Origin of the sequence: Ruminococcus sp. AF31-8BH, from assembly GCF_003460605.1 — a bacterium.
Taxonomy (GTDB): domain Bacteria; phylum Bacillota; class Clostridia; order Lachnospirales; family Lachnospiraceae; genus Blautia_A; species Blautia_A acetigignens.
Window position 1 is genome coordinate 334,985 of record NZ_QTVN01000001.1, and the last position, 26,655, is coordinate 361,639.

The window sequence follows — 26,655 nt, forward strand, 5'->3', positions numbered from 1 at the left end:
CTAAAAGCCTGAAATTTGTCAGTCTTTCATCCTTTTTGTTATCAATCACCAATTAGCTGTAATCCATTAGGATTTAGCTGATATATTTTATCGCACACCTCTTCAATATACTTTCTATCGTGAGAAATGCTAATGACAGCCCCCGGAAATTCTCGGAGCATTTTTCTTATTACCGGACCGGACAATGGTGAAAAATTTCTTGTCGGTTCATCCAGAATAAGAACATTTGCACCACTTAAGCTCATCCTCAAGAGAAGCACTTTCGCCTTTTGTCCGCCTGATAACTCCCGAATCGGATGCTCCATTTCATCTGGTGTGTATTTAAGTGAACCAAGGTATGTTCTAATTCTTGTACGCTCTTCTTTATCTCCTGTTTTATCAAGGTAATCAACCGGTGTAACATCCAAATCCAGCAGGTCTTCATAAGTTTGAGGCATATATTCTGCTTTAATGTCATTCCGATTTAGGAGTTCTTCCGCTATCTTTTTTAGAAGAGTCGTTTTTCCTGCCCCGTTGGCTCCTATCATACAGATTTTTTCTGAACCTTTTATTTTTAAATGAATTCCTTCTGCTAAAATTCTTTTGCCATCCGGAGTCACAAGCTTTGAAAGTTCATATTCTATGACCGTTTTTCCTGCGGGAATGTGTGAGTTTTCATCCCCTAATTTGACAAAGATTGCTTCTTCCTGTTCCGGCATCTGAGTCATATTTTCATCTTCTTTTTCAAATCTTCGTTCCATTGCCTTAACCGTATGCATTTTGTCCTTTAAGTTTTTGGCAACAGACGGTGCTTGTCTGGTACAACTTCTTAATGCACCTTGTACACTCTGCATAACTCTTTGATATTTTTCATCGCGAATCTTTTTCTCCCTACGGTCACTCAGTGCCCGCTGTTTTTGGATTTCAAATTTATGAAGCCGTTCTTCCACATAGCGTCTATAGGGAAGCTTTGCCACGGTATATCTCGCCTTTGTTTTTCGTATAATCTGCTCGATATGTATCACCATGTTGGCAGTACGCTCTATCAGCGTTTCATCGTGTGAAATAAAAAGCACAATGTGCTTCCAGTCATTTATGATTTTTTCCAGTAATGTAAGCGTCGCAATGTCGATGTCATTGGAAGGTTCGTCCAACAACAGCACAGAAACATCGCGAATGAAAAGCCTCATAAGTTGTGTCTTGACTTTTTCGCCTCCTGAAAGACTACCCATTGTCTGGTTACTGTAGAAAAAATCATTTTTCATTCCAAATTTTCCCGCAATAACAGACAATTCTTTAGGCGTTTTCTCCCAGAATATTTCCTCTTCAGAAAAATATTCGTATATTGTTTTTTCCTTATCTTCATCGAGCATCTCCTGCGGAAGATAACCAAGACGTTCGTGTCCCATTATCCTTTCCCCATCTGCTTCTATATAGTTTTCTACAAGCGACGGATTGTATATCCACTTCATTAATGTCGATTTCCCATTTCCCTCTTCTCCAATAATAACTGCCTTATCTCCATCATTTAGCACAAGGTTGAAATCATTAAGAATTATTCTCAGGTCTTTTTTATGTGTTAAATTTAATTTTTTTATCTGCAACATTAAAGTTTCTCCTTTTCGAAGTCTGAGCCAATTATTATTTTGAACACACAAAAACGAGTCTTTTTTGCATACGCAAAAATAGACTCGCTAAATAGACCCTTATTTCTTTTCCAAAAGGAAAACAAAGGAAATGCCTCTTGCGATAATCCAACTTAAGCGTACACAAAACAAACCTATTCTCTACAGGCTCAATAACTATATGTGTCTTACTTAAATCAAATTATCTATTAATCATTTCCTCACCTTACACAAAATGTGCCTTTCTTTCTTCTAATGGCAATACTATCATACTGTATTTTTTGTGTCAATACATTTCACCTTATGGAAGTGCAAATTCAAATTTTCTTTTCCCTAATAATTACAAATATTCCTTGGAAATTGCTTCCACACCATACATTTCCATAAATGCATCCAGGTCCGCTGCATCCCCAATCAACATATTCTCGTCAAAGTGTACGATAAGCATATCTTAAAATCCAGCCACATGTTCTCCGGTACAAATGATACATTTTAGAACTGCTTCCTTATTTATTTTTCATATCGAATCTTATATGCTTTCTTCTTAAAAATAGGGAATATCTAATTTATTATCATCAAGGTCGGACATTCATCCGACCTCTTGATTATACTATAGATTCTATAAAAATTCATCTGTTATCACTGCAGCATTGCTTCTTTTTTCTTCTGTTCCGCAATCTTCTCATGAATGTTGGTATTATACAGCCTGTACAAATCCGTATCCTTGCTGATCTGATTATCAAAGGGAATTACTACCGAACCACACTTAATAAGTCCCATTCCAGAGGCGGTATTAGTTACGAACCGAAGCTGTGCCTCTGATACCCCGATAACCTCCGCCATCTTTGAACTATCTGTATTTGCCTGCTTCAAGAGTGCCACAAACTCAGAGTTTGCAAGCATTGTGGTTGCTGTGTAATTCTGCAACAGATCGACAACATTCTGCGTGATACCGGTACAAAGACCTCCCTGCTTTCTTACCTTCTTCCAGAGCTGCTGCAAGTATTTTGCAGAATACTCGGAATTAAGCAGAACATGGAACTCATCAATATAGAGCCATGTTGCCTTGCCTCTCTTGCCATTCTCAACAATCCTGTTCTGAATGGATTCCATCATAACAAGCATTGTGATAGGACTAAGTTCTGTACCCAAGTCCCTGATGCCATATACTGTAAATCTGTTATCCACATCCACATTTGTCTGGTGATTGAAGATGTTAAGCGAACCATTTACGAAAAGCTCTAGTGACAGTGCAATGTCCTTTGCTTCCTCCTCCGGCTGCGCCATAAGGATATCGTAAAAATCACTCATCACCGGGATATACTTCTCTTTGCTTCTTGCAATGTCGATATACAGCTTTCTCACGCAGCGGTCAATGATTGACTTCTGTCTTGAATTTAAGCTGTCTCCGATACACTGCTCACAAAGACCAAGCATAAACTCGCCTTTTTCTCTTACCATTCCCTTGGAATCATTCGGATCAAGGCTCCATACATCCATCTCCAGCGGATTCACATAGTTATCCGTGTAAGTGGACATATTTACCACTGTTCCACCATAAGTCTCAGCAATATCAAAGTATTCGTTCATTGGATCTATGACGATTATCTCATCATCTCCCGACAAGAATACGCTGCCCATTTCCATCTTACAGAAGAAGGATTTACCGGAACCCGGCACTCCGAAAACGAAGCCATTTCCGTTTATCAGCTTCTTTCTGTTACCGATATTCACATTCTTGCTGATCTGATTGATACCATAATAGTTCCCTGTGCTGTCATTTAATTCCTGCACATTGAATGGCATAAGCACCGCAAGTGACTGGGTAAGAAGGGTACGCATTGTCTCCACCTGTCTTACACCAATCGGAAGCGCTGTGTTGAGTGCCTCCCTCTGCTTTAAGTAGTGTGTATCAATCGTACAGCTGTTACGCTTTCCGATAGTCTCCACTGTCTCACAGACGCTATCAAGCTCTTTTTTGCTCTCTGCCATAAGAATAATAGTAACTCCCACGAAGAAAAGGCACTGGTCATTCTCACGAACATCATCCATGATTTCCTCAATCTCCTTTTTCTCCGTTCTCTTGGCATATGAAATTTCCGTAGAAAAGTCGTTATTCTTATTACGGACTCTCTGCTGCTTAATGATATCCGACTCAATACCAAGGTATTTCTTCTGAAGCACCTTTGTAGTCAAATCCTTAGGAACAGGCACCACATCAATGCTCGTGATGGAATGAACCGGAAGGGAAGTAATCTCATTGATAAATCTGTCTGACAAACTGCTCGGATACTTTTTGATAAAAAGTGCCTTGCAGAATTTACTCTCATCCTCAAAATGGTCCGGGAAATATTTCACCATCCCATTGCACAGATCATTTCTAAAATCTGCTCCGACCTTCTTTGCCTTTTTGATATCAAAATCAAAGCTGCCCTCATCTCCAAGATGATAATAATCATAGAGCACTTTCAGTCTCTCATTGCCATTAAGCGGAACAATCTCTGCCCCAAGCTCAATGAAAGCCTTGTGTATCGTTGCCTCAAGGGTAGCAAACTGTGCCTTTGCCTCCTCGAAGTTCTTTCTCTCAATCGTGATTGTCAGGTATCTCTCCTGCTCAATCCCCTGTCTGCCCTCAATAATCTTCTCCTCAATGATGTCATTGTAGATTCTTCTATAATTATTGAAGCCATCGTTTTTCTCAGCAATCAGAACCTTGTCACGGAGTTCATCCATGTTTTTGTTCTTATTGTTGATCGTAATCTTATAATTACAGTCCAGCGAATTTAGGAACTTGCAATACCTCTCGAAAATACCGATCTGCTCATCCTCCGTTGCTGTCGTGTAATTGATGTCCTGAAAGCGGTAGCATTTGGAATACTTATTTTTGCTCACTTCAAAAATGCCGTTTTCAGCCACCGCCATAATCTCTATGGTTTCCTGAATGGATTTAGGTGTCTTATACAAAGGCTCACTCGCCTTCTTTAATAACTTAAATCCGTCTGTAAATAAACCCATGTCTCTAACCTCGCTTTCTTATAATGAAAGCCCGCCGGGAACTTCACCCTGCGGGCTGTGTTCCCGACCTTGCGGTCAGATACTATTCGTTTCTAATGCATTGCCTTATATGCTGCAATGCCTGCTGCTGCCGCCACAATGACTGCGACAAGTCCAAGCAGCATGTTTCTCGTCTTTTTCTTCATTGCTTCAAACTCCTCCTGCTTCTTTACAGCCGAATCAGCTGTTACAGTCTCCGGTTCAGCCTTTCTGCCTTTCTTCTTTACCTGTTCATTCTGTTCTGCTTCTAACTGCTTTATTGCAGGCTCTCCCTCTGTTGATACATAGGTAAGTGTCCTGTTCCCAAACATAAAATGCAGCTTCTTTCCCATATACTCGTAGAAATTCATCCCGTTAAAGGAATAGAATCCGCCAAGTGCAATCGGTGCCACACAGGGAATTGCCACATAAGCAGAACCCGTAAGACCGATATACTTGTAAAGAAGAAGGACGATACCGCCACCGACTACTACGCTTGCAATGGAAAATATAAGCTGCCTTGCAGTAAGTCCCATCGCAACCGATTCCTGATAGCGGTCAATATCCTTGTTTACTTCGATTACCATTGTCCCTGCCTCCTATCTTGATAAATCCTTTGTCTCCGGCTTTCTTGTCATTCCAATATTCGCCTCATACTTATCCATTCCATCCGGACACAGTTCTCTAAGCTTATCTACATTGAACAGATAAAGCGGATATTCGCAGAAACCACTCCTTTGCGTGAATCCTGTAAACTCTCCAATGTCATTGTCTGTAATAAACTTTTCAATATCCGGCATGTCATTCACATTCAGATATCCGCAGTAATTTGGTGCTGCAACCGACAAATTCACAGTCACATCCCCAAAATGCTCCTCATGTCCATCTTCATTACACATAAGACCAATAAACATTGCCCTGTTATTCATATACTGCTGGATATCAAATGTCACCTGCGTTTCTCCGGTTATGCTTGAATTATAAGTAACCTGTTTCTTTTCATTATCCATTTCTGCCTCCTTCTATAATCCAAATGCCTTGCTTGTAAGTGTCTGTGCTCCCTTCACACTTCCAACAGTCATTGCTATCGTAAATGTCATTTCACACAGATAGATAAGTGTCTGTGCCCAGTCAGCGTAACTTCCTGTAAATGCCGGAAGTCCTGCATTGATAAATGCATTACATACCACAATTGCAAGTGCCATCGTTACTGCCTCGAATACACACGAAAGAAAATATTTGCAGTAGGTAGCCATTGTATGACTGACCATTCTGTTTCCTGCCATTGTGGAGCATGCAATCGCACCAAGCGGCACAATAATCAGTATCTTTAAGAACCTGAAATACACTGTGTAAATGATAAAGAATCCACAGATAATAATGATGATTGCAAGCAAAGCTGTAAGTATCAGCATTACCAGACTCTCACCAAATCCGAGTCCCTTAATGATGTCTGCCTGTGTACTGTCAATGGCAAGCTGCGTCGTTGTCCCGGCAGATATAAGTCCCACCAGATTTCCTATGGAAGTAAAAAACGCTTTCATAATCGTGACATTATTTGCAACAAACCATTCTGCAAGTCCCAGTCGGATAAGCATACGAAATATAGACTCAAACCTCATCTCATCTTTTACATCTATGCTTTCCGAGCAGAAACCGATAACAAAGAACAGCACAACGAGGGAAGAGCCGACCGCTACAAAGACCGGCTCAATACCCTCAATAACTGCCCAAGGACCTCCGCCCTTGAAACTGACCGGTGACTGTCCAAGCATTGCAAAGACCAGGGATATCTGATTGTTCCAAAACCCAAACACCGCCTCAAGAAGTGCAAGGATCTTGTCTCCAAGCTTAAAAATATCCATACTTGTTATTCACCTCTTTCCTTTTACTAAAAGGGGAACTCTTTTTCCCCAATCTTAGAAGCCTAAGAATGTCAGTACTGTTGAAATACCAGCCATCATGACACCTGCTACAATTCCTTTCAGTGCAGAGTTCATAGTAGATGAATCCTGCTGCTGATAGGCTTGTGCGAACTCCATGACATTCTTTGCAAGAATGATGACACCAACAGCACCAATGACTGCAATGATAAGTGTCTTTAAGTTCTCAAGCGGCTGTGTTACTGCGGAAGTACCTGTACCTGCTGCAAAACAAGTAGTGCTCATAAGCATTACTCCCATAAGTGCTCCGGATAATGCCGGAACGAATCTCTTTTTAAAGTGAATGAATCTGCTCTTCATGCCTTTCTCCTCCATCTGATTGTTGTTTGTCGTAATAATCTGTTCTTTTCTCATGTTGTTTAATCTCCTTTTTTGAAGTGACAGAAGCGGAAAAAGCCAGAAAGGAATACACATATTCCAATCCGGCTAGCTTTCCGAACGGAATATATGCATTCCTTTCTGTCCTGTTGATAGTTACTCTATGATAATCAGGCAATGCCTGTTGTACTGGTTAATCGGGCTTTCCCCGATGCGTTTTTGCTGTGACCATCTCCTTTCAAGGTATGAAAAAAAGCACCTTAACCATATGGCTAAAGTGCTAATTTACTCTCAAATTTGCTTTATTCTAAAAGCATTCCATCAATTATTGCAAACTTTGTCTTAAATATAGATCTATTCTGGCAATATCGTAATATGACATCCTGTACATAAGGTCTTGTACAATAACTGTCTACCACAATCTGTTTATCTTCCTCTTTCTCTATCCTCTTAAATATGCCTTTTGCATTCCAATCCGTCTTTACAGCATCTACTAAATCATTACTCATCTCAAGATGTGATAAAATCGTGGAATTCAACTCGGTTTCTTTAATTTCAGATATTTGTCCATAGTCATTAAGTTGCTTCAATTCTCTCTTAATTGCCTCCGTGTAACTTGTCATATTATTATCTCCTATCAATAAGTATTCAGGTGTTACATCTAGTGCCTTTGCTAGTTGTAAAAGATTATACGCACTTGGCTCTTCATTGAGTCTACCTTGTTCATAACGTCGTATACTCTGAACAGATATATTTGTTATCTTACCCAGCTCTTCCTGTGTATAGTTTCGTATATTACGCAACTCTTTTAATCTATCTGCAAAAGTCTTTTCCGTATTCATCCTGTACCTCCAATATAAAATAATTTCTGTCTTTTGTAACTGCTCACATGTTAGTAGTCCAATAAGCTGAAGCATACTATGTGAGCAAATTATATCATATACTCTGTAATATATCTAAAAACATTACTGCTTCTTTCGATATGAACTCATCTTCTCCACAGTAACCTCCGGATAAAAGTAAGTAAGAATCGTTGCCTTCGGAACTCCTGCCGCAAGTGCCTTCTTCACTTCCTCTTTCTGCTCCGGTGTATATGACCAGTGCAGCATTCGGTTTGTGATTGTATCCTCCCACTTAGGCTTTTCCCTCTCAGGATTCCTTACAGGCTTAGTACCAGCACTTCCATTAGAAGAGTTAGCACATTCTGTAGTATCAGACTTCTGTGACTCATCGACATACTCAAGCTCATTTGCCTGCTCCCTGTCAATCTTTGCTTTCTGCTCTGCCTCATCCTGCATGGAGAATCTTCTGCTTAACTCCGCATCACCAAGCATCATAAACTGCTCATAGGTAAGAGAATCTATATACACATTCTCGCCCTTATCCCTCAGCTTTTCATAATACTTAACTGCCTTGTCTGAAAGAATCTCAAATGGCGGACCGATAAGATTATCTGCTCCTCTTATCTGATGAACATAAGGCTCTCCCTTGCCATCTGCTGTCTGGTTAAACATCGAATGATTGAACGGTATGAACTTATTGTCCATGATAGGATCAAAACCACGGATAAAGATAATACATTTCTTATTATCCAGCTTTCTGACTTCATCGGGTGTAAACAATTCTCTGCCTAATACATCATAGTTTCTTGAAGAGCTTCCCTGTCTGCCCTTTGTTTCTCCACTTGACTTCTTATCAATCGTACCTTATCCAAGCGGCTCTGACACATACTTATGCGTACTCTGCTCGTTTCCACCGAGATAGATGAACGTATCGCAGTTGCCGGGAATTGTCTCCCAGGTATCTTTAAAAAGTGCTTTTAACTGGGCAAAGTTCTGAATAATGATAATACTTGAAATCTCACGGCTTCGCATTGTCGATAACAGTGAACAGAAGTCATCTGGCAATGCGACATTCGCAAATTCATCTAACATAAATGTCACATGGATTGGCAGCCTTCCACCACAATTAAAGTCTGCCTGATAGTACAATTCCTGAAATATCTGCGTGTATAACATACCGATAATAAAGTTATAGGATTTGTCACTATCCGGGATTACACAAAAGAGTGCTGTCTTTGTCTCCCCATCTCCGTTTACACCAATACCGATATCGGACAGATTAAGCTCATCTTTGGAGAGTAATCGTAAAACCTGCTTATTTTCAAGAAATGCAAGTCTTGAGTTGGCACTGATGATAATGGAACGGACGGTATCTCCTGCACCTCGCATACATTTGTTGTACTGCTTTACTGCCGGATGATTAGCTCCGAGTGGGGAACTCTCCTCTAAGAACTTCATTCGCACATCCAGTTTCGACGCCTTTCCCTGCTCTGTCACTTCTGCTTCTCCAAGAAGCTTCAGTACTGTCTCAAAGTTTCTCTTTGCCGGCTGTACTTCAAGCCACACATAATAAAAGATTGACTGTAAAAATAATCCTTCTGCTTTCTCCCAGAATGGATCACTTGGAGTGGAACCCTTTGGTGTGGTATTACTGATAAGATTGGTAATCAGCTTTACAACATCTGTTTCCTCTCTGATATAGGAAAACGGATTATAGCAGTCCGACTTATCCATCTCAAGCAGATTGATGACCTTCACATTGTATCCGTTATTCTTTAACATCTGCCCGCAACTTCTAAGAATCTCACCTTTTGGATCAGTACAGATAAAAGAACAGTTATGTGGCATCTGCATCAGATTCGGCTTTACTTCATAAAATGTTTTTCCTGCTCCGGAACCACCACAGATAAGTATATTTCCATTGAGCTTGAGTCTCCTAAAATCCAGCGACATCTTCACATTTTGGCTGAGTATCCGGTTGAAATTCTCATCCTTATCTGCAAGTATCTTGTTGACCTGCTTCGGATTTTCAAATCTTGCCGTACCAAATTCCTTACCGGGCATATAGTTTCTCTGACTGGTGTAATACATGACAATAGCCATCGCATAGATACCTAATGCAATGGCTACTGCTTTTACTGTATTGGAATTGTAATAGTTGGCAAAGGGAACAGCACATACTTCATTGAATCTGTCCATAAATTCATTAAAGGCAATCCCTTCTGCCCACGCACCATTTATCAGATAACCAAGATACCCGGCTAACACTGCACCCACAAGGATGAATATCAGTGACGGCTTTTTCTTTGTTGTCTGCATAGGCTGCTACCTCGCTTTCTTCGTGGTAACAGTTTTCTTCTGTGTGGTCTTTTTCTGCTGCTTCTGTACTTTCTCGTAACGCTCCCTGACAGATGACTCCACCTTGTCGTAGTGAGTATAAAGCTCGGTTCCTTTCTGGGTTGTCACCACACGATTCTGCTCATCGTAAAGCTTATAATCCTTGGTGGAATCAAGGAAAGTAAGCATTGTCTTTCCACCATGAATCTCCATGATGTTTTCCTTACGGAGCCATACATATCTTGCCTCTTCTCCCCATGTGCCGGGAACTCTGGTCTTAACAGCATGGTCATTCTCTTCGATAATCAGCTTCTTGCTGATAGTCACATCTGATAAGTTCGCATTCTTTGATGCTGCAACTGCCCTCATTCTCTCAGCAAGGTCCTGATAGCCTCTAACACGATTGATAAATGCATCCTTGTCCATCATGACTGTATGGGTGCCATCCTCATTTTTCTTTCCAAGCACACCGATTGTCTCTAGCTGTTTGATAACACTTTCAGCCTGCTCACCATTGATACTGAAATTCTCCTTGACCTGATCCACACTGATAGCTTTCTTTTCCATTGCAAACATTCCGACCTTTTCGATCAGTCCGTCAATAGCGGTATTAACCCTATCCCCTTCTATCGTGTGGCTTTTCTCGTTTCCCTGCTGTTTCTTCAAAAAATCCATCAGCTTGCCAAGGGATTTTTCATCTCCATTCTTCAGATAATCGTCAAATGTGGCAATCTTACCAAACTTGAGCTTCTGTATCATCATATTCACACGGGGAACTGCCTCTGTATGAAAGATTACCTCACTCAGTCCATCTTTCCTGTTACAGTCTGGAAGTACCGAATACAGGATTCCATACTTCTTTGCCATCTTTTCAACCTTTTTCATATCTTCGGTATTAAACTGTAACACCTGTAAATCGCCACCTTTTAAGATCAGCTTTCTCATGGATGTCTTGCCAAGTGACTTTTCATAATCAAGCATCCCTTTTAAGAAATCTATTGCCTTCTGCATGGCAGCAATGCCGCCGCTTCCTACCTTCATGGCAATCTCAATGCCATCATAAGCTACACGGATGATCTGCACCGCTTCCTGAATCTCTTCTGCCATTATCGCACCTCCACTTTCTCTCTAACTGTTGTTTTAAGCGTTTCTGTCTCTGTAGTACGGATTTCCTCGGCTGATACATCAATACCATAAGTAGTCAAAATATCTGCCAGATGATTGATTGCTTTCTCCTCCTCGATACGATACATTTCAAGTGCCACAAGCAGGTTTTCCACCTGTTCCACCCATGCAGGCTTCATATCATATTTAGACCTGTATGTGACCATAATCTCGTCCGACTCAGCCTTATCCGCTGAATGTGCCAAAGCTTCAATAAGAGAAATCGTGTCTTCCTTGCTGCCACTTCTGAATGCGAACTGGACAACAAAGTTTTTCTCTTCCTCTGTAAACTGATGCTCCACACCATTCATTTCTGTTACTGCTTCATTTACTACTGCTAAATTCATAAGTTCCTCCTAATCTGCCATGCTGTTTTCAAGCACAGCAATCTCAATGATCTCCTTCATCTTTTCCGCTGAAATGTTGTTGTTTATAAGCTCTACAAGCTGTGACTCAGTAAGTCCCTTTTCTATTGCACTCTTAATCTGCACAAGCTGCGCCGGAACAAGGTCTCCCGATGCAACCAGCTTTACAATGTCTGCTCTTGACTTTTTCTTAAATGACAGTCTTGCAAAAAGACTTGCCACTCCGCTGTTGCTGCTCTTTCTCACACTTCGCTCAATCGGAAGTCTCTGCACCACATTTCCAGTACCATCAACTACCGGAATCTGATAATAGACCGGAATTCCATTTGCCACAGCCTGCATATTCTGAGGAACTGCAACTGTATCAACCATCTTTTTATCTGCCTGTGATACGGACTGGCTTTCCTGCGGCTCTGCCTTACTTTCTGCCTCTTTCTTATTCTCTGTGGCAACACTTATGATCTTATCTTCCAATGACTCTATTCTGTCTCCCATACGCTTCATCTCCTTATCCTTTTTCTCAATATCATCCCTGAGTCTTGCAATCGTACTGCTTGCCTTATTCAGTTCATTCTGCTGACTGTTGATAAGAGCGTCCTTATCCTGGTTCTCCTTGACTAGACGCTCCCTGACTTCCTCGTCATCTTTGGAAGTTTCTATTTCAGAAAGCTTCTTATTCAGGGCATCATACCTTTCATTCTGATGATTGATCTTTGCAACCACTTCATCCATCTGAGCTACAAGACTTTTCACATACTCTAAATCCTGTGGCATCTGCTCTTTGGCTTTATTAAGCTTATCTAATACCACATCAAACATCCTGCGCATGTTTACTGCTGTATCATCTTTTTGGACTACCTCTCTGATTGCATCAATCGGCACACCTTTTTCATAGTAATCCAATCCTGTCTGCATCTTAGGTGCTGCCATCCTGCTATCTTTCAGCAGCGTTAACAACTCTTCTGATACACCCTTATGCAGACATTTTGATAACACCTTCATCTGCTCAATGTCATAACTTTTGTTAAGATACAGACCGATTTCATCATCAGTCAGTCCATATTCATAATCGCTTTTGACAAGAGCAATAACCTCACTGTCCATATGCTTATTACGAAGAATCTGTATCTTTCTCTCAATCGCCATTTCACTTAATGGCTCTCTTTTTTCTTCCATATATGCCTCCTAACCACTAAAAAAACAGCCTAACGTACCGGCTGTTCTTTTCTGTCTCTTATTGTTTCTTTGTCATACTGCTTCTCTTCTGCCGAAGCTGATACCGTAAGTTCCTTCCATATTGATCTTCCAAGATTAAGTTCCTTTGATACCGCCCGTTCTGCCTTACAGTCCTGTGCATACTTGCTCTCATATTTTTTTCTAAGACTCTCGACCTCTTCCACACTGTATCCCTGTGCCAGAAGCTCAGTGTTAAGCCTTTCCCATGCATTGTGCTCATCTTCAAAGAAGGTATCCCCACTCTGATAACACGATTCCGCATCATCAAGCCCCCGGATCTGTTCAGCCTTGTCAAAAATATCTTTGAATCTTTCCTTAGCCTTATAGGTCTTACTCTTTTCCTTTGATGCTTCTTTTTTCTTATCCGTCAGATTATCAAGTACCGATACAAGTTCTTCCGCACTCTCAATCTTATGCCTTACCAGAAATAGATACTGCTCCTGCAGCTTATGCATCTTTCGGATATCATCCTTATACTTCCATACCTGACTGTATGGCTTCTTTTTCAGCTTTCCAATCCGGTAAAGCTTTGCATAATATCTTTTCTGCAAGCCTGACATCTTCGCCCTGCGGTATCTTTTGACATAGCACTTTACTATCGCTGCCTGTTTTTCCTCATTCTGTGACTGGTAAAAAGATAAATCTTCCTTAGCAATACGCTCCACAATAGCTTCCTGTGAATAATTCTCGCCAAGAGTCTTACATCTTCTGAATCTTGTCATCCCCTGTGGTCTGACTGCCAGATACTTTCCCTGCTTGACCTCATATCCTTTTTCCGACAGCAGTTCCAGAAATCCTCTGAAATCATTTGCCTGTAAAATGCAGGCATCCAAATCTCTTTTTATCATATCTGCCCACACAAAGCTGCCTTCACGATATTCGCTCCAATCCTTATAATTCTCGTGCTGTTTCTCTTTGCTGCCATCCTCCACATCTATAATGGAAAGACCATACTCCTGACACAGCTTATTGGTAATCGGCTGGATATACTTTGCCCAGTCACCTTTCTCGTAGCGATACTTTTTCCCATCCACAAAGCTTACACTGTTAAATACAATGTGTGAATGAACATGGTCTGTATTATCATGAACCACAAATACCGCTTCATAGGCATCGCCAAGATATTCTGCTACAAACTTCTGTGTTATCTCAAAAGCCCTGTCCGGTTCCACCTCATCCTCTTTGAAGGAAAGAATGATGTGATACCCCTGTCGCTTGTCTGTTTTTCCAAACTGCTTCTTTGTATCCATCATCTGTTCAAAAGCCATATCTGCCTGACAGTTAACAGCTCCCACAAGTCTTCCTCTCTGAGTTTTCTCAGGATTCATCACATAATCCAGTGCCCGTTTCAAATGCCTTGCATGAAAAGAATTCCCGCTGTCCTTCATGTGAAGTATCTTACTGATTGCCAATCTTTACCACCGCCTCGCTGACAGACTGATTCAGCTTTTTCATATATGTCACAAGCTGTTCCTTATCTTTCTTGGAATACAGCTGTGCATTGCTGTTAAATACAATCTGATTGATGTTAATGCCGATTCGGTTTATCTCATTGATAAGCTCTTTAAGAAGTTTCCTTACTTCCGGATAATCATTTGGTTTCTGACTGATTAGAAGCCTGATATATTCGGCTTCATTCATTCCATTTGCCTTTGCCTTATCAGAAAGTACCTTCGCTTCCTGTGGCATAAGTCTTAGTGTTTTCCTTATACAATGAACTTTATCCGCCATAGAATCACCTTCCTCTCTTACCCGTACTGTATTCTCTTACTCCTTCTGCTACTGTTACAGCAACTTTTTCCAGTTCTTTATTACCCAGCTGGGCAATAACCCTGTCTGCAAGCTCTGTGGCAACTTCTATAAGTTCCTTACCATAACAGGTTTTATCAAACAATCTGTCCAGTCTCTTTTCATCTGCTTTCAGACTTTCATACTTGCTCTGATACTCGTTATAGTCGTTAAAATCCTTTGGATCACTCCTGTGTGCTTCCGCATCAAGTATCAGTTCATAGTTCCATTCACAGACAATATCTATAACATCATCTATCGGGTATGGTTCAATTTCACCATTCTCCTCAGCTACATCCTGCCTGTACATCTTCCCATCTGAATCTATGCCAATGGCATAATCATGTCCTTCCATATAGTTAAGCAGAATTGCAGCATCTTCTATCGAAGGGTTTAGTAAGATATCAAATGTGTCTGCCCAGGCAATAAGTTCCTCTGGTTCTGCGATTATTGTAAGTTCTTTATCCATTGCTTTCCTGCACCTCCCTTATCCGTGTTTTGTATATCTCTTCCACCCACACGCCTGTCTGAATCTCTTAGGTTTACGGCTAGATACGCATTAGAGACATCTCTGTCCTAATGCCATCTAGTTAGGGAGAAAATCTCCCTAAAACCCTCTGTTTATGAAAGTGGGGGCGCTTTTTGCCCCCACTTTGCTACTTTGGGGGCGCTTTCTGCCCCCATTTTGTTATTTTGGGGGCGCTTTCTGCCCCCACTTTTATTTTTACTTCAGTCCGGATTTTGTCGTGTCCAAATTGTGGGGGCACTTTTTGCCCCCACTTTGACATTTTGGGGGCGCTTTCTGCCCCCACTTTGCTGTTTTGGGGGCGCTTTCTGCCCCCACACATCAAAATCCGGTTTCTCATGCCCTGACTGGTTCATCTGCTCGCTTATTCATCCTGTTCAGATTAAGCTTTGCCGCTACAAGCCACTCGTTGTAATCCTTATATCCGGCTGGAGGCGGGCAGTCTTCTACCTCATATCCAAGCTCATAATACTTTCTCATAAGTTCAGCTGCCGCCTTCCGTCCCGGCTCATCTCCATCAAGGCAGAACCGGATGGAAGTAATCTGCGGATGTTCTCGAAGAAATGTCTCAAGCGGGGCATCTGCAAGCATTCCAAGTGCCAGCTTATTTGATTCATAATCCGTGAAGATATCAACATAACTCATAAGGTCGATTGCTGCCTCAAATACTACAAGCTCTGTACTGTTAACATTTACTACATTAAATCCATAGTTTTTATCATTGCCTGTGACATCACACTTGAATGGCTTGCCCTGCTTATCAAACACGCCCCTCATACTTGCAAATCTTGTCACTCCATTTTTATCATTTCCCTTGAAAACAACATTGTGGTAATGCCTGCTCTCATAAATCAGTCCGTCTTTTAAAAAAAGATCTATGACTGCTCTGCTGATTCCTCTCTCCTGATTCAGATATGAAATAAGATAGGAATTATCTCCTGCCGGTTCCGGTAGGACAAACGGCTTTCTCTCCTCTGCCTGCTTCTGTGATACCTGATGAACAAGTGGTTGCTTTACAGGATTCTCGATTCTTCTGTATCCTGCAAAGTCCAGAAGCCAGAACACAGCCTCTTTTACACTCATTCCACAAAATACCCGTAAGAAATCTATCTGTGAGCCGCCATTGTTGCCTTTGTCAAACTGCCTTGACCATCTGTACCAATGGCTTCTGTTATAGATACGGATGGAATCCATCTCCTTTAAAGTGTGGTATTTGCCAATCCTCTTTACTGTATACCCAAGGCTTTCTGCAACTGCACACAGGTCAACACTCTTTGCTATGACAAGCTCTTCATCCGTAAATCTTCCATCCATGCTTTCACCTTGCCTTTCCCTGCTCTGCTACAAGCGGTGACTTGATATCAAGTGTCCGGTAATCTGTGCTCAAGGTAATCTTAGGATTATCAATCATGCCTTTTTCCCTGAAACTGAAAAATTCACGATTGTCTCCACCGACTATGATATGATCAATGAGCGGTATTCCCATCAGTTCACACAGCTTGTTCATGCGGTCTGTCATCATCGTGTCTGCCTTGCTTGGGAATACATTTCCGGATGGATGACAATGGATTAACATCATGCTTGCAGCATTGCTTAAGATACTTGATTTAAACAGCTCTCTCGGATGTGCCATTGCCTCATTTAAAGAACCAACACTTGCAAAATGCACATTGATAGGTTTTAAATCTGACCTTAGATTGACCACACACACTACTTCCCTGTCAAACTGGCACATACAGTCTCCCATGACAGCAGCTATATCCGCCGGATTATTAAAGGTGTGCTCCGAATAAATCGGAGCATCCTTTACAAGTCTTACCGAAACCACATCAAGCTTGAAGTCATTCTTCTTTGGCATCAGACACCGCCTCCTCTCCAAACTCGACACGGATAACAAAGTCACCTTTCTGGCTGTTTATGAGAGCAATGAGTTCTTCCATTGTAAGTTCCTGCTCCATAACTGCCTCCTATCTGGACTTTTCCTTAGAGTCATATACAAGCGGTGGTTCTGCCACAATGCCATCGAGTCTCTTATTCGGAGTGTCTGTAGCAAGTGTGAGCTTTCTTAAATCCTTATCATAGTGATATACCTGATTGGAAAGTCTCTCATCGAGGTCTACAGCTTCCATGTTGACCTGTACAACCATTTCTGCAAGTTCCTCCGGGCTTCCCATTTCTGAGGATACGGCAAGCACCTCATGCACACTTGAAGGTAAGATATAAAGATCACTGCCAAGGTTTTCTGCCAAATCATGCAGTTCATTCTCATAGAGCATATTTACCGCACCATTAATACCTTTACTGTTGGAAATCACCCACAATGTCTGCTCCGGTGGAATCTCTCCAATCATCATCTCTGCAATCTCTTCCGGCATGCCATCCTTTAAAAACATATCCTTCATCACATCATTCATGCTTCTTACCGTAGGCGGGAAAAGTCTTCTGGTATTCTCCGCAGCACACTTAAACAGCTGTTCCTCATTCATTCCGAGTCTGCCAGCAAGTTCATCGGTAACTTTTGTACTCTGAATACCATTCTTATCTTCATTAATCACTACTCTGTACACAATAGAGAGATCCTGGAACTCCCTGTGCGGAACCTTCTCCAAAAACGACTTATTCTGCTGTGTATTGATAATCTGAAACACAACCCTTTCACTGGCATCTTTTAAGATGCTATCCACACTAACCGGTGGAATCTCTTCAAATGCTTTCACCATAACATCACAGGCTCCCATAATTGTCTGTTCCAAGTCCTCACAGTTCTGATATCTCTTATACATATCGTTGATATAAATGGTAGGTGAGATATGCTTGCCCTCTTCTCTGAGGCTTAACCCATCAAGAGTCATATTTACCTTTTCAACAGGTGCAGTCACAACCTCCATCCCTTTGTACTTCTCCGGCATATAATCCAGAAACTTTTCCTTTACTACTTCCTTAAAAATCTCATAATTCATCATATTACGGTTCCTCCTTAATCTAAATTGTCGTATAAAATCCCTTCATCATCGGGATCTGCATGTTTCCTGTAGCTGTAGTCTTCATCTATCCCCTCATCCGGAATTAAATGACCTCTTTTCTTTCTGTAATAATTCTTCAAAAACATACATTTTCTGCAATCTTCACAGAACAATTCTTCCGGTTCTACTCCCAGAGCTGCAGCAATTCTTTTCAGTGTTCCTGTCTTAGGGGTTCTCGAACCATTCTCGTACTGGGCAATCCTTACATCCCCACGATTCATAAAGCCACATTTTTCTCCTAATTCCCTGAGCGTCAGCTTCTGCTGTTTTCTGTAATATCTGATTCTTTCTCCAACCACTTTCGTTTCCTCCGTAAAACTAAAATGACAGGGAACATAAGTCTTAGGCTTACATTCCCTGCCGGGTTAATAGTTCTTTAATTGTTACTGATTCTTCTTTTTCTTTCTTCCACGAAGTCCTACTCCAACACCTGTAATAAGTGCAAGTGCACCGATTCCAAGGTAAAGAAGTGGATTTGCATTGTCGCCTGTCTGTGGAAGCTTAGGCTCTGTCGGTACATTGGCAAGCTTAAGAGTTGCTACAACAACATCCGGTGCATTGTCATCATATCGAAGAGTTACATCGTGAGCTGTTTCATCAAGGATATATCCGTCAGCTGTTTTTGTCTCAACTACTGTATAATGGATATCTTCCTTAAATGAACCATCCTCATTGTAAGTACAGATAGGAAGCTCCTTGCTCTCTGCATGACCATTCTTGTCAGTAGTGAGTGTATCAAGCACCTTTCCGTCCTTATCCCTTACTTCAAATACAACACCCTCGATCGGCTTTCCGGTTACTTTGTCAGTTTTCTCAATGACAATCTTACCGACTGCCTGCTCATCCTTCATGGATACCTTCTGGATTTCTGCTGTCTCCTTTACTTCAAAGGTTACATCACTTGCCACCTTATATCCATATGGTGCAGATTCCTCTCTGAGTGTGTACTTTCCGACAGGAAGTCTCTCAATCATATGAGTCTTTCCTGCCTCTGATGTCCAGCTCTCAATAAGCTTTCCATCAGCATCAATAACTGAAAGCTTTGCTCCAGGCAATTCTTTCTTGCCTGTGATATCAGTCTTTGAAATTTCTACCTTGATCGGTGCATTTTCAAATGCTGCCTCAAACTCGATAACCTTTACCTTATCTCCCTGATATGAAGCATCCACATCAAAAATCTTATCAGACTTCACATAGCCCTTTGGTGCCTCAATCTCCTTGACATAATACTGTCCAAGTGGAAGGTCAGAGGTAAATGCAGCCTTTCCATCCTTGCCTGTTACTGTTCTCTCAATCTGCGTATCAGCTTTTACGATTACCGTGCCATCTTTGTTTACGATATCTTCTTTCGCAAATAAACCAAATACTGCTCCTTCAAGTGCTTTCTTAGTCTCTGAATCCGTCTTGGTTACAGTAATCTGCACTTTCTGACGCTCATTTGTCACATCCATTCCTGCGAAAACAACCTTTGTATTCTGGTCGATATAGGAAAGGTCTGCCTCAATCGGTGTATCATCTAATACAAATCCATCAATGGTCTTTGTCTCAACAAGATAATACTTGCCAATCGGAAGGTCATCAATTCTTGCGATACCCTTATCATTTGTCACGATGGTTGCCACCTTGTCTCCTGCCTTATGATATACAGTGTCAAGTCCGTCAGCACTTACGATATTCTCTTTTGCATATACATCAAAAGTTACTCCTGCAAGGCTGTCCTTGAAGAAATTGAAGATAAAGTCGTACCAGTAACCCTTCATAAGAGTAGTATCTGTTACAAATTCGCCGTCCTTATTGATAACGATGGAACCTGTAGGAACTTCATCCTTCATCTCTACATGCTGCACTTTGCCAGTGTCCTCTACTGTAAACTGGATATCTGCTGCCTTGAGATATCCGTAAGGAGCAAATTCCTCACGAAGAGTGTAAATCTCTCCAACTACAAGTCTCTTGATTACATGTGCTTCCTTAGCATCAGATGTCCATGTGTCTACCACATTTCCATCCTTATCAAGTACAGTAAGTGTTGCACCTGTAAGCTCTGCACCGCTTGTGATATCTGTCTTTGTAAACTCAAAGGTTGTAGGAGTGTTCTTATACTCGCTGTTATATACAGCAGTCTTAACATCCTGTCCCTGATATTTTGTATCAAAGTTTACTGCTTCCTCATTTGTCACATATCCGGCAGGCTTTACAAGCTCCCTTGCAACATATTTTGCAAATGGATAATTCTTAACAAAAGCAATCTTTCCATTCTCATCAGATGTTGCCTTCTCAAGAAGTGTGCCTTTCTCGATAATAACTCTGCCATCAGCATTCTTGATATCCTCATCTGCATAAAGACCAAATACTGCACCTGCAATCGGTGTGTTATCTTCTGCATCAAGCTTAGTCACTGACATATCAAGCTTCTGTCTGTCATCTGAGAAAGTAAGGCTTTCCTTGATAACAGGTGTCTTATCATCCACATATGTGAATGTCACTTTCTGCTCATTCGGATTTAATACATATCCGTATGGAGCTTCCACTTCCACAACTCTGTACTGTCCAAGAGGAAGATTCTTTGCTGTTGCCTTTCCATCCTTGCCAGTTGTAAGAGTTGTCACAAGGTCTCCCTTGCTGTAATACTTAATGCGGTTTCCGTCTGCATCCTTCTGGTTGTCTGCTGTGTAAATATCTTCCGCAGCATAAACTTTGAATTTTGCTCCGGCAAGTGAGCCTTCCTTATAAACAAACTCTTTCTCATATGAGCTTGCAAGAAGTCCACCCTTGAATCCGTCAAGTACCTCTCCCTTCTTTTCTACAGTCAGCTCTCCGACTGCAGGGGCATCGGAATATTCCACGGTGATGATTGCATCATTTGTATCACCATCTGTCTCAAATGCTGTATCAGTATCAACCGAGATGTTGACATACTTATCATTTACAACATATCCAAATGGTGCAGACACTTCCTCAATGCGGTAGTTACCGATTTTAAGTGCCTCCGGTAAGATTAAATCTCCGTCCTCATCAGTAAAGAATGAAGTATGCTCTACCTTTGACGGATAAGTTGTGTACTGCTTTACATATTCGTTCTTATCAATATTGAAGATTTTAAACTCTGCATTTGGCACAAGTACTGTCTGCTTTGTATCGGAATCCTTCTTGATTACACGAAGCTTTGCAGTAAACTCCCTGTCAAGGAATACTCTCCATGTCTGAGGTTTGTCAGGATGGTTCTCGCTGATTTTTACCTCAAATGGCTTGATCGTCTTCATGTTATGCGGAGTCTTTGACTCAACTACCACATAAGTTCCATAAGGAATTGCAATGGAAACTGCATGCCCCTTGTCATCGGATGTGATTGTTGTTGCTCCGTTTTCCCCGATTACAACCGGAGATGCCTTGTCAAAGTCATAACTTCCATCTGCCTTTACAGGTAAAGATGATTTCAAATAAGCTGTAAACTCTGCACCTGCAAGCAGTCCTGCTTCAGTATCATCGCCATTGTCAGATACCTTGATAAGCTGGAATGGCTGCTTGATTACCTGCTCTGCTGAAGTTGTACTTCTTGATACCTCTGCTACAAGGTCTCCCTCATAATCACATACCACATCATGTTCCTCTTCGTCTAAGAGATACCCCTCTGATGGAGTGATTTCCTTTACATAATAATTTCCAAGGTAAAGGTTATTGACCTCTGCCTCTCCATTCTTATCTGTTGTAAGTGTTGCTACAAGGTCACCTGCTTTGAATACGACTCCTGTTGCTCCGTCCGGATGCACGATATCGTTTCTTGCATAAAGACCATAAACTGCACCTTCAAGGCTTGCATCTCCCTGGGCAACTGCCTTGCCTGATTCCTTGTCTACCTTGTAGATATGAATCTTTGCTGTCGTTCTGTCATTCACAAATGTATGACTGAATGATGCCTTTGCCTGTGTTTCAGGTAATACATTGAAATTGAAGCTGTAAACATCTTTACTGTTTCTGATATACGCATATGGTGCCTGTGTCTCTGATACATAATATCCGTTAGAGATTGGCAGATCCGCGCTGTAGCTTGCCTTTCCGTCCTCACCTGTAGTTACTGTCTCAAGAGCTGTACCCTTTGTCACAATAACCTGTCCGGCATAGTTTTTGATGTCATTTCCGGCATAAAGTGTGTACTTGCCGCCTTCAAGAGGGTTCTCTGTGTCAGAGTCCTTCTTTACGACAGATACATCCGCTTTCTGTCTTGTATTCTCAATCGTAGTTGATTCATACTGGACTGTCACAGTCTGGTGCTTATACTCAACTGCTACTGTCTGAGGTGTGGTATTGATTGTATATCCGTCAATGCTCTTAATCTCAGTAATCACATAAGTTCCAAGATGAAGGTCAGATAATACCACCTGTCCGTCAGTTCCTGTTGTTAGGCTTTCTGCTACAACATCGCCAGCACTATACACCTTTGTACCATCTGCCTTGTAGATATCTGCCCCGGCAGTTACCTTGAATGCTGCTCCGGAAAGCTTCTTTTTCTCATAGGTGAAATTGCTTCCATTCCATGAACTAAGCACCTCACCCTCTTTATAAATTGTGATTGCTCCAAGCTGCTCTTTATCTGTTGCAGAGATTCCCGTTGTCTGTCCTGCTTTTACAGTAAGTGTATGAACCTTACCGGAAAGGACATATCCCTTTGGTGCGGTAATCTCTTTTACATAATAAGTGCCTGCAACAAGTGCAGCTGACTTTGCATATCCGTTTCCATCTGTTGTCATGGTCTGTACTCTGTTTGTGCATCCGCTGTCAGAATAGATTCCATAGACTGCACCGGAAAGCTTCACTCCGCTTGACTCATCTGTCTTTGTAAGCTCACCATATCCGATATTCTCTGTCTTGACCTTGATATATGCTTTGATAGGATCTGCTGTCGGTCTTTCAGAAATAAACTCCTGATATCCGCTCTTTCCTGTAAGCCAGAATACACAGCTTGATGTGGTCTCAACCTTGCCAGCATTGGATGTGAATGTTCCTGTTGTAGCTGTAGTATTCACGCTCGTTGAAGAGATTGTAATACTGTTGCCATTCTTATCAACAGAATATCCGCTGATGCCAAAATCAAAATCCGATAAAACACCATTGCTGTCAGATAATGTTGTTTCAAATCTCTGACTTCCATCATTCCACTTTAATTCATAAGTTGGTGCCTCACTGGTTCTGCGTGATGCAAAACTTGGAAGTGTTGCATTGTAGGAGCTGCTGATATTGTCTCTGAGTCTCTCATAATAGCTGTATGAAGAATCAGGACTTGGTGCTGTGTTGCAGAGCTTTCTCGCTGCCGAATCACCACTTCCGGTTCCAAAGATATCTGCTACAATAACCCATACCATTGCCTGAGTTGCGATATACTCATCGCACTGACTGTTGCTTGGTGCCGCCTTTTGTGTACTGTTAAACCCATAATAAAGGCAGTAACTTAAAAGCTTTCTCTGCTGTGCTGACATTGATGTGCTCGCATCATCGTAGCTGTTCATAAGCTGACCGCCATCTGCTCTTAATCCGAAATTCATACAATATGCAGAATTTCCGTCAAGAATTGAATACAGAATCTTGCCATGATTATATCCGGACTTCAGCTCACTTACTTCTCCGGAATTTTTGACTGACGCATTCCAGAACGCAATATTTGCCTGCGGACTGGCTGCAAATGCTGTTGTTCCATTCGTAAAGAGTGTTCCAACCAGTGTGAGCATTGCCATAAATCCTGCCATAAAACGCTTTAGTTTCTGTTTCATGTGCTCTTTCCTCCTTAATTTACGCATAAAAAAAGAAAGACATAAGTTTATGGCTTACATCTTTCTTCCTTCTGCTTCTATTCGTTTTTATTTATCTGTGACATCGAAACTCGTAATAGTCTGTGCCGCCTGTCGTGTAAACTCCATCATAACTGATGTAGAATACCGGATCTGTTTCCAAAAGTAACATACTTGCAATATATTCTGCGATTGCATCCTCAGATGATAACCGCTGTCCATCAATGGTACTTGCTTTGTTGAGGTCTGTCTCTACAAACACACTATAATAAGAGCCTTCCATACCATCGTAAGGATAGTACTCATTGTACTCTTCCTGCGTGATACTGCCGTCATTCAAATGATTCTGTAAATTCTGCTGTGTGGTAATCATCCCTCCTGCCTGACACTTTGCTGTTGCAAGTGACACAACATTCTGTGGACTGTACGCCACGGATGCAGGCTGTGGATTGCTCACATTGTCTTTCGGACTGTCTGTAGTCTGACCACCATTACCTGCATTACTCTGATTTCCACCAGCTTCCTTATTACCACTTGCAGGAGCTTTCTGTTCCGGCTCGTCATCCTGCTCTGACTTTTCTTTCTGCTTTGAAGCAGTTTCATTATCAGCAGACTGGTTATCTTCCTTATCAGTCTTCTCTTCTGAATCCTTAACCTCGGCAATATCTTTCTCTGTCTCTTCACTTCCAGCTTCGGTTGTGACCTCTGTAACAGCTTCCGTTGCCATTGCTACTTCTTCAGTTGGTTTTACGCTTTCCATCTGTTTCTCTGTCTGATTATCAGCCTTTTCCTTACCACCATTACAGGCAGCCATTGAAAAGACCAGTACTGCGGATAATAAGATAATACTTATCTTCTTCATAGTAATCACCCATCCCTTCTCCGCAAGAGGGACGGGCTTTGTGTTCCGTGCCATCCACCCTTGCGGTGAACTATTTATCTGTAATGCACGGGACACATAGGACTGTCCCGTATTCTGTGCATCTTAAACTCCTTTCATTATACCAGCTCTCTTATTTTAAAGAAATACTGCATAAGTCTTCTGTTTTTCTTGTAATTTAAGAATAAACCCTTTACCTGCATACGCTCACCTCCTCTCAGAATGTGCCCATTCTTACGAATGAAAGAAATATCCTTGCCACCATAGCGAATAGAAGAAGAATTATTCTGGCAAGTCCTAAGACCAGCTTCAACGCTCCAAGAATTATCCTCAATATCCACTTGAGTATCTCTAAAATTACTGTTCCTACGGCTCCCATAACTCTTCTCATAATAATCAGTCTCCTTTCGACATCCATCCCATTGCAAGTCCTGCAACATCTGCATCGTCCATAACATCTTCTGTAGGTTCTTGTGCTTCATTATTGGCTGCCTGCATTATTACCGGCTGACCAACATTCATCCCGGATATCACTCCGCCTAACAGCTTTATTACCTCTTTTCTAGCCTCATTGGTTGCTGCTTCAATGACCTCTTCCTTAATGTCATCAATATCTTCTGACCGGATATATTCAGCCCTCTCTTTTTCCTTCTTCTTGATAACAAAAGTTTCTTTTCCATAATTATCAATGTAGAACTGAATCGCATCTATAATGAACTGGTTCTTAGATTTGAAAATCTTCGGATCAAGGTTCTGAATCACATCATTGATTTTCACATGCTGAGGATTGCTCATGTTGAGGCGGACAGAAGTTTTTACTTCATATTCAAGTCTTCTTCCCATCATCTGCCTCCTTATGATAATCGCTTAGTGCTTTTAAGTCCCATTGTGGCAAGCTGCTCATATCCTCTTGCATTTGCCTTTACATCAAGGTTATAGGAAATGTTCTTAGCATCATGACTACCAAAATTCTTCATCACAACTGCCCCGCCACCGACAAATACAATCGGTGTAGTCTTTAAGTTATACCCAAACTCACGGATTGAGTTATATACCTTATCAACAAAATCCTCTATCTCTGCCTTGATAATGGCAAAGTATTCATCATCAATATCTGACCTGCCATATCGCATGATATTCTGTATCTCTGACTCGTCTACCTCTCCGTTAAGTTGTCTTACACACTGTTCATTGATAGAACGCATACAGGTAATAAGACCTTTTGGTATCGTCACACACTTTGATTCATCCGGTGACTTGTTGATTACCGGCATAATGTCGATTGTCCAGCTACCGATATCTACTATCAGCGTTTTCTTTGCCATTGTAGGAATCTTGTCCACTACTGCTGCATAACACTGAGGGAATACTGCCACATCATCCATTTCAATATAATACGGCTCATTCTCATATTTGAAGCTTACACGCTTATTCTTTGTCAGGTACTTGATAAAATCATTCTTCTCTGCTCCAAACCTTGTAAGTGGTAGTCCTACGGCAAGGAATACCTTTGCCTCTGCAAGACCTCTTCTTTTAAGTTCCTTAGCAACTGCTGCAAGAGTGAGAAGATAAAAGCTGTCATCTTCGACCTTTGTATCCTTTACTTCCTGCCTCACAGTTCCAACCTTATAGAACTTTCCTTCATACTCAAGTACATCGCCGAAAAGTGCCGGAGTTGTTGTAATCTCCTTAACTCCTGTGACAAATACCTGAGAGATTGTTTTCATCATTGACCAACCATGATCAATGCCGATTACTTCTAACTTGTTATTCATATGTTTTGCACATCCTTTCTCCTTAAATAGCCACTTGAACA

Annotated in this window: 22 protein-coding genes and 1 pseudogene; all 23 read right to left on the minus strand. The window is 41.4% G+C overall.

What is annotated here, in order from left to right; translation table 11 throughout:
* Positions 1 to 41 precede the first annotated feature (41 nt).
* Positions 42 to 1,586, minus strand: coding sequence for an ATP-binding cassette domain-containing protein (locus DWZ38_RS01430; RefSeq protein ID WP_009247522.1), 1,545 nt, complete (start codon positions 1,584 to 1,586; stop codon positions 42 to 44).
* A gap of 657 nt (positions 1,587 to 2,243) precedes the next feature.
* Positions 2,244 to 4,619, minus strand: coding sequence for a VirB4-like conjugal transfer ATPase, CD1110 family (locus DWZ38_RS01435; RefSeq protein ID WP_077326136.1), 2,376 nt, complete (start codon positions 4,617 to 4,619; stop codon positions 2,244 to 2,246).
* A gap of 92 nt (positions 4,620 to 4,711) precedes the next feature.
* On the minus strand, positions 4,712 to 5,224 hold the full coding sequence (locus DWZ38_RS01440) for a PrgI family protein (RefSeq protein ID WP_055062573.1): 513 nt from the start codon (positions 5,222 to 5,224) through the stop codon (positions 4,712 to 4,714).
* A gap of 12 nt (positions 5,225 to 5,236) precedes the next feature.
* Positions 5,237 to 5,647 carry a DUF4313 domain-containing protein gene (locus DWZ38_RS01445; RefSeq protein WP_055062572.1) on the minus strand — a complete coding sequence of 137 codons (411 nt, stop codon included), beginning with the start codon at positions 5,645 to 5,647 and terminating at the stop codon, positions 5,237 to 5,239.
* 12 nt (positions 5,648 to 5,659) lie between these two features.
* Complete coding sequence (locus DWZ38_RS01450; RefSeq protein WP_004611540.1) at positions 5,660 to 6,502, minus strand: hypothetical protein; 843 nt, start codon at positions 6,500 to 6,502, stop codon at positions 5,660 to 5,662.
* Positions 6,503 to 6,556: 54 nt separating this feature from the next.
* On the minus strand, positions 6,557 to 6,934 hold the full coding sequence (locus DWZ38_RS01455; protein ID WP_005340540.1) for a hypothetical protein: 378 nt from the start codon (positions 6,932 to 6,934) through the stop codon (positions 6,557 to 6,559).
* 266 nt (positions 6,935 to 7,200) lie between these two features.
* Positions 7,201 to 7,740, minus strand: a complete 540-nt coding sequence (locus DWZ38_RS01460) for a helix-turn-helix domain-containing protein (protein ID WP_227701393.1) — start codon at positions 7,738 to 7,740, stop codon at positions 7,201 to 7,203.
* A 123-nt stretch (positions 7,741 to 7,863) separates the two neighbouring features.
* A pseudogene (locus DWZ38_RS01465) lies at positions 7,864 to 10,059 on the minus strand (type IV secretory system conjugative DNA transfer family protein).
* A 6-nt stretch (positions 10,060 to 10,065) separates the two neighbouring features.
* The gene (locus tag DWZ38_RS01470; RefSeq protein WP_004611534.1) at positions 10,066 to 11,184 is read right to left on the minus strand and encodes a PcfB family protein; all 1,119 of its coding nucleotides are present in this window, start codon (positions 11,182 to 11,184) and stop codon (positions 10,066 to 10,068) included.
* The gene (locus DWZ38_RS01475; RefSeq protein WP_077326142.1) at positions 11,184 to 11,588 is read right to left on the minus strand and encodes a hypothetical protein; all 405 of its coding nucleotides are present in this window, start codon (positions 11,586 to 11,588) and stop codon (positions 11,184 to 11,186) included. Before DWZ38_RS01475 ends, DWZ38_RS01470 begins: the two co-directional genes overlap by 1 nt.
* 9 nt (positions 11,589 to 11,597) lie before the next feature.
* The gene (locus DWZ38_RS01480; protein WP_117849510.1) at positions 11,598 to 12,782 is read right to left on the minus strand and encodes a hypothetical protein; all 1,185 of its coding nucleotides are present in this window, start codon (positions 12,780 to 12,782) and stop codon (positions 11,598 to 11,600) included.
* Between the two features lie 29 nt (positions 12,783 to 12,811).
* Entirely contained in the window at positions 12,812 to 14,254 is a 1,443-nt protein-coding gene (locus DWZ38_RS01485) for a relaxase/mobilization nuclease domain-containing protein (protein ID WP_330418087.1), read from the minus strand.
* Positions 14,241 to 14,573 carry a plasmid mobilization relaxosome protein MobC gene (gene mobC / locus DWZ38_RS01490; RefSeq protein ID WP_117477940.1) on the minus strand — a complete coding sequence of 111 codons (333 nt, stop codon included), beginning with the start codon at positions 14,571 to 14,573 and terminating at the stop codon, positions 14,241 to 14,243. Before mobC ends, DWZ38_RS01485 begins: the two co-directional genes overlap by 14 nt.
* 4 nt (positions 14,574 to 14,577) lie before the next feature.
* Entirely contained in the window at positions 14,578 to 15,099 is a 522-nt protein-coding gene (locus DWZ38_RS01495; protein WP_117477939.1) for a multidrug transporter, read from the minus strand.
* A gap of 393 nt (positions 15,100 to 15,492) precedes the next feature.
* On the minus strand, positions 15,493 to 16,470 hold the full coding sequence (locus DWZ38_RS01505) for a DUF3991 and TOPRIM domain-containing protein (RefSeq protein WP_117606304.1): 978 nt from the start codon (positions 16,468 to 16,470) through the stop codon (positions 15,493 to 15,495).
* 4 nt (positions 16,471 to 16,474) lie between these two features.
* Complete coding sequence (locus DWZ38_RS01510; RefSeq protein ID WP_004611525.1) at positions 16,475 to 17,014, minus strand: JAB domain-containing protein; 540 nt, start codon at positions 17,012 to 17,014, stop codon at positions 16,475 to 16,477.
* A gap of 109 nt (positions 17,015 to 17,123) precedes the next feature.
* Positions 17,124 to 18,119 carry a DUF5688 family protein gene (locus DWZ38_RS01515; RefSeq protein WP_117606303.1) on the minus strand — a complete coding sequence of 332 codons (996 nt, stop codon included), beginning with the start codon at positions 18,117 to 18,119 and terminating at the stop codon, positions 17,124 to 17,126.
* A gap of 14 nt (positions 18,120 to 18,133) precedes the next feature.
* A complete protein-coding gene (locus DWZ38_RS01520) occupies positions 18,134 to 18,478 on the minus strand; it encodes a helix-turn-helix transcriptional regulator (RefSeq protein WP_117606302.1) in 345 nt (114 codons plus the stop codon).
* 84 nt (positions 18,479 to 18,562) lie between these two features.
* Positions 18,563 to 23,941 carry a SpaA isopeptide-forming pilin-related protein gene (locus tag DWZ38_RS01525; RefSeq protein ID WP_178105246.1) on the minus strand — a complete coding sequence of 1,793 codons (5,379 nt, stop codon included), beginning with the start codon at positions 23,939 to 23,941 and terminating at the stop codon, positions 18,563 to 18,565.
* 91 nt (positions 23,942 to 24,032) lie between these two features.
* Positions 24,033 to 24,821, minus strand: coding sequence for a hypothetical protein (locus DWZ38_RS01530; RefSeq protein ID WP_242987546.1), 789 nt, complete (start codon positions 24,819 to 24,821; stop codon positions 24,033 to 24,035).
* 235 nt (positions 24,822 to 25,056) lie between these two features.
* The gene (locus DWZ38_RS01535; RefSeq protein WP_015516967.1) at positions 25,057 to 25,230 is read right to left on the minus strand and encodes a hypothetical protein; all 174 of its coding nucleotides are present in this window, start codon (positions 25,228 to 25,230) and stop codon (positions 25,057 to 25,059) included.
* Positions 25,231 to 25,235: 5 nt separating this feature from the next.
* Complete coding sequence (locus DWZ38_RS01540) at positions 25,236 to 25,685, minus strand: ATP-binding protein (RefSeq protein ID WP_117568814.1); 450 nt, start codon at positions 25,683 to 25,685, stop codon at positions 25,236 to 25,238.
* Positions 25,686 to 25,693: 8 nt separating this feature from the next.
* Complete coding sequence (locus DWZ38_RS01545) at positions 25,694 to 26,614, minus strand: ParM/StbA family protein (RefSeq protein WP_050755693.1); 921 nt, start codon at positions 26,612 to 26,614, stop codon at positions 25,694 to 25,696.
* Between the last annotated feature and the right edge of the window lie 41 nt (positions 26,615 to 26,655).

Bases quoted from the DNA above. Each gene is read 5' to 3' on its own strand.
- DWZ38_RS01515 (WP_117606303.1), bottom strand. From the start codon at position 18,119: ATGATGAATTATGAGATTTTTAAGGAAGTAGTAAAGGAAAAGTTTCTG.
- DWZ38_RS01505 (WP_117606304.1), bottom strand. From the start codon at position 16,470: ATGGATGGAAGATTTACGGATGAAGAGCTTGTCATAGCAAAGAGTGTT.
- DWZ38_RS01445 (WP_055062572.1), bottom strand. From the start codon at position 5,647: ATGGATAATGAAAAGAAACAGGTTACTTATAATTCAAGCATAACCGGA.
- mobC (WP_117477940.1), bottom strand. From the start codon at position 14,573: ATGGCGGATAAAGTTCATTGTATAAGGAAAACACTAAGACTTATGCCA.
- DWZ38_RS01540 (WP_117568814.1), bottom strand. From the start codon at position 25,685: ATGATGGGAAGAAGACTTGAATATGAAGTAAAAACTTCTGTCCGCCTC.
- DWZ38_RS01535 (WP_015516967.1), bottom strand. From the start codon at position 25,230: ATGAGAAGAGTTATGGGAGCCGTAGGAACAGTAATTTTAGAGATACTC.
- DWZ38_RS01510 (WP_004611525.1), bottom strand. From the start codon at position 17,014: ATGCCAAAGAAGAATGACTTCAAGCTTGATGTGGTTTCGGTAAGACTT.
- DWZ38_RS01460 (WP_227701393.1), bottom strand. From the start codon at position 7,740: ATGAATACGGAAAAGACTTTTGCAGATAGATTAAAAGAGTTGCGTAAT.
- DWZ38_RS01435 (WP_077326136.1), bottom strand. From the start codon at position 4,619: ATGGGTTTATTTACAGACGGATTTAAGTTATTAAAGAAGGCGAGTGAG.
- DWZ38_RS01525 (WP_178105246.1), bottom strand. From the start codon at position 23,941: ATGAAACAGAAACTAAAGCGTTTTATGGCAGGATTTATGGCAATGCTC.
- DWZ38_RS01545 (WP_050755693.1), bottom strand. From the start codon at position 26,614: ATGAATAACAAGTTAGAAGTAATCGGCATTGATCATGGTTGGTCAATG.
- DWZ38_RS01470 (WP_004611534.1), bottom strand. From the start codon at position 11,184: ATGGCAGAAGAGATTCAGGAAGCGGTGCAGATCATCCGTGTAGCTTAT.
- DWZ38_RS01450 (WP_004611540.1), bottom strand. From the start codon at position 6,502: ATGGATATTTTTAAGCTTGGAGACAAGATCCTTGCACTTCTTGAGGCG.
- DWZ38_RS01495 (WP_117477939.1), bottom strand. From the start codon at position 15,099: ATGGATAAAGAACTTACAATAATCGCAGAACCAGAGGAACTTATTGCC.
- DWZ38_RS01455 (WP_005340540.1), bottom strand. From the start codon at position 6,934: ATGAGAAAAGAACAGATTATTACGACAAACAACAATCAGATGGAGGAG.
- DWZ38_RS01480 (WP_117849510.1), bottom strand. From the start codon at position 12,782: ATGGAAGAAAAAAGAGAGCCATTAAGTGAAATGGCGATTGAGAGAAAG.
- DWZ38_RS01440 (WP_055062573.1), bottom strand. From the start codon at position 5,224: ATGGTAATCGAAGTAAACAAGGATATTGACCGCTATCAGGAATCGGTT.
- DWZ38_RS01430 (WP_009247522.1), bottom strand. From the start codon at position 1,586: ATGTTGCAGATAAAAAAATTAAATTTAACACATAAAAAAGACCTGAGA.
- DWZ38_RS01475 (WP_077326142.1), bottom strand. From the start codon at position 11,588: ATGAATTTAGCAGTAGTAAATGAAGCAGTAACAGAAATGAATGGTGTG.
- DWZ38_RS01530 (WP_242987546.1), bottom strand. From the start codon at position 24,821: ATGAAGAAGATAAGTATTATCTTATTATCCGCAGTACTGGTCTTTTCA.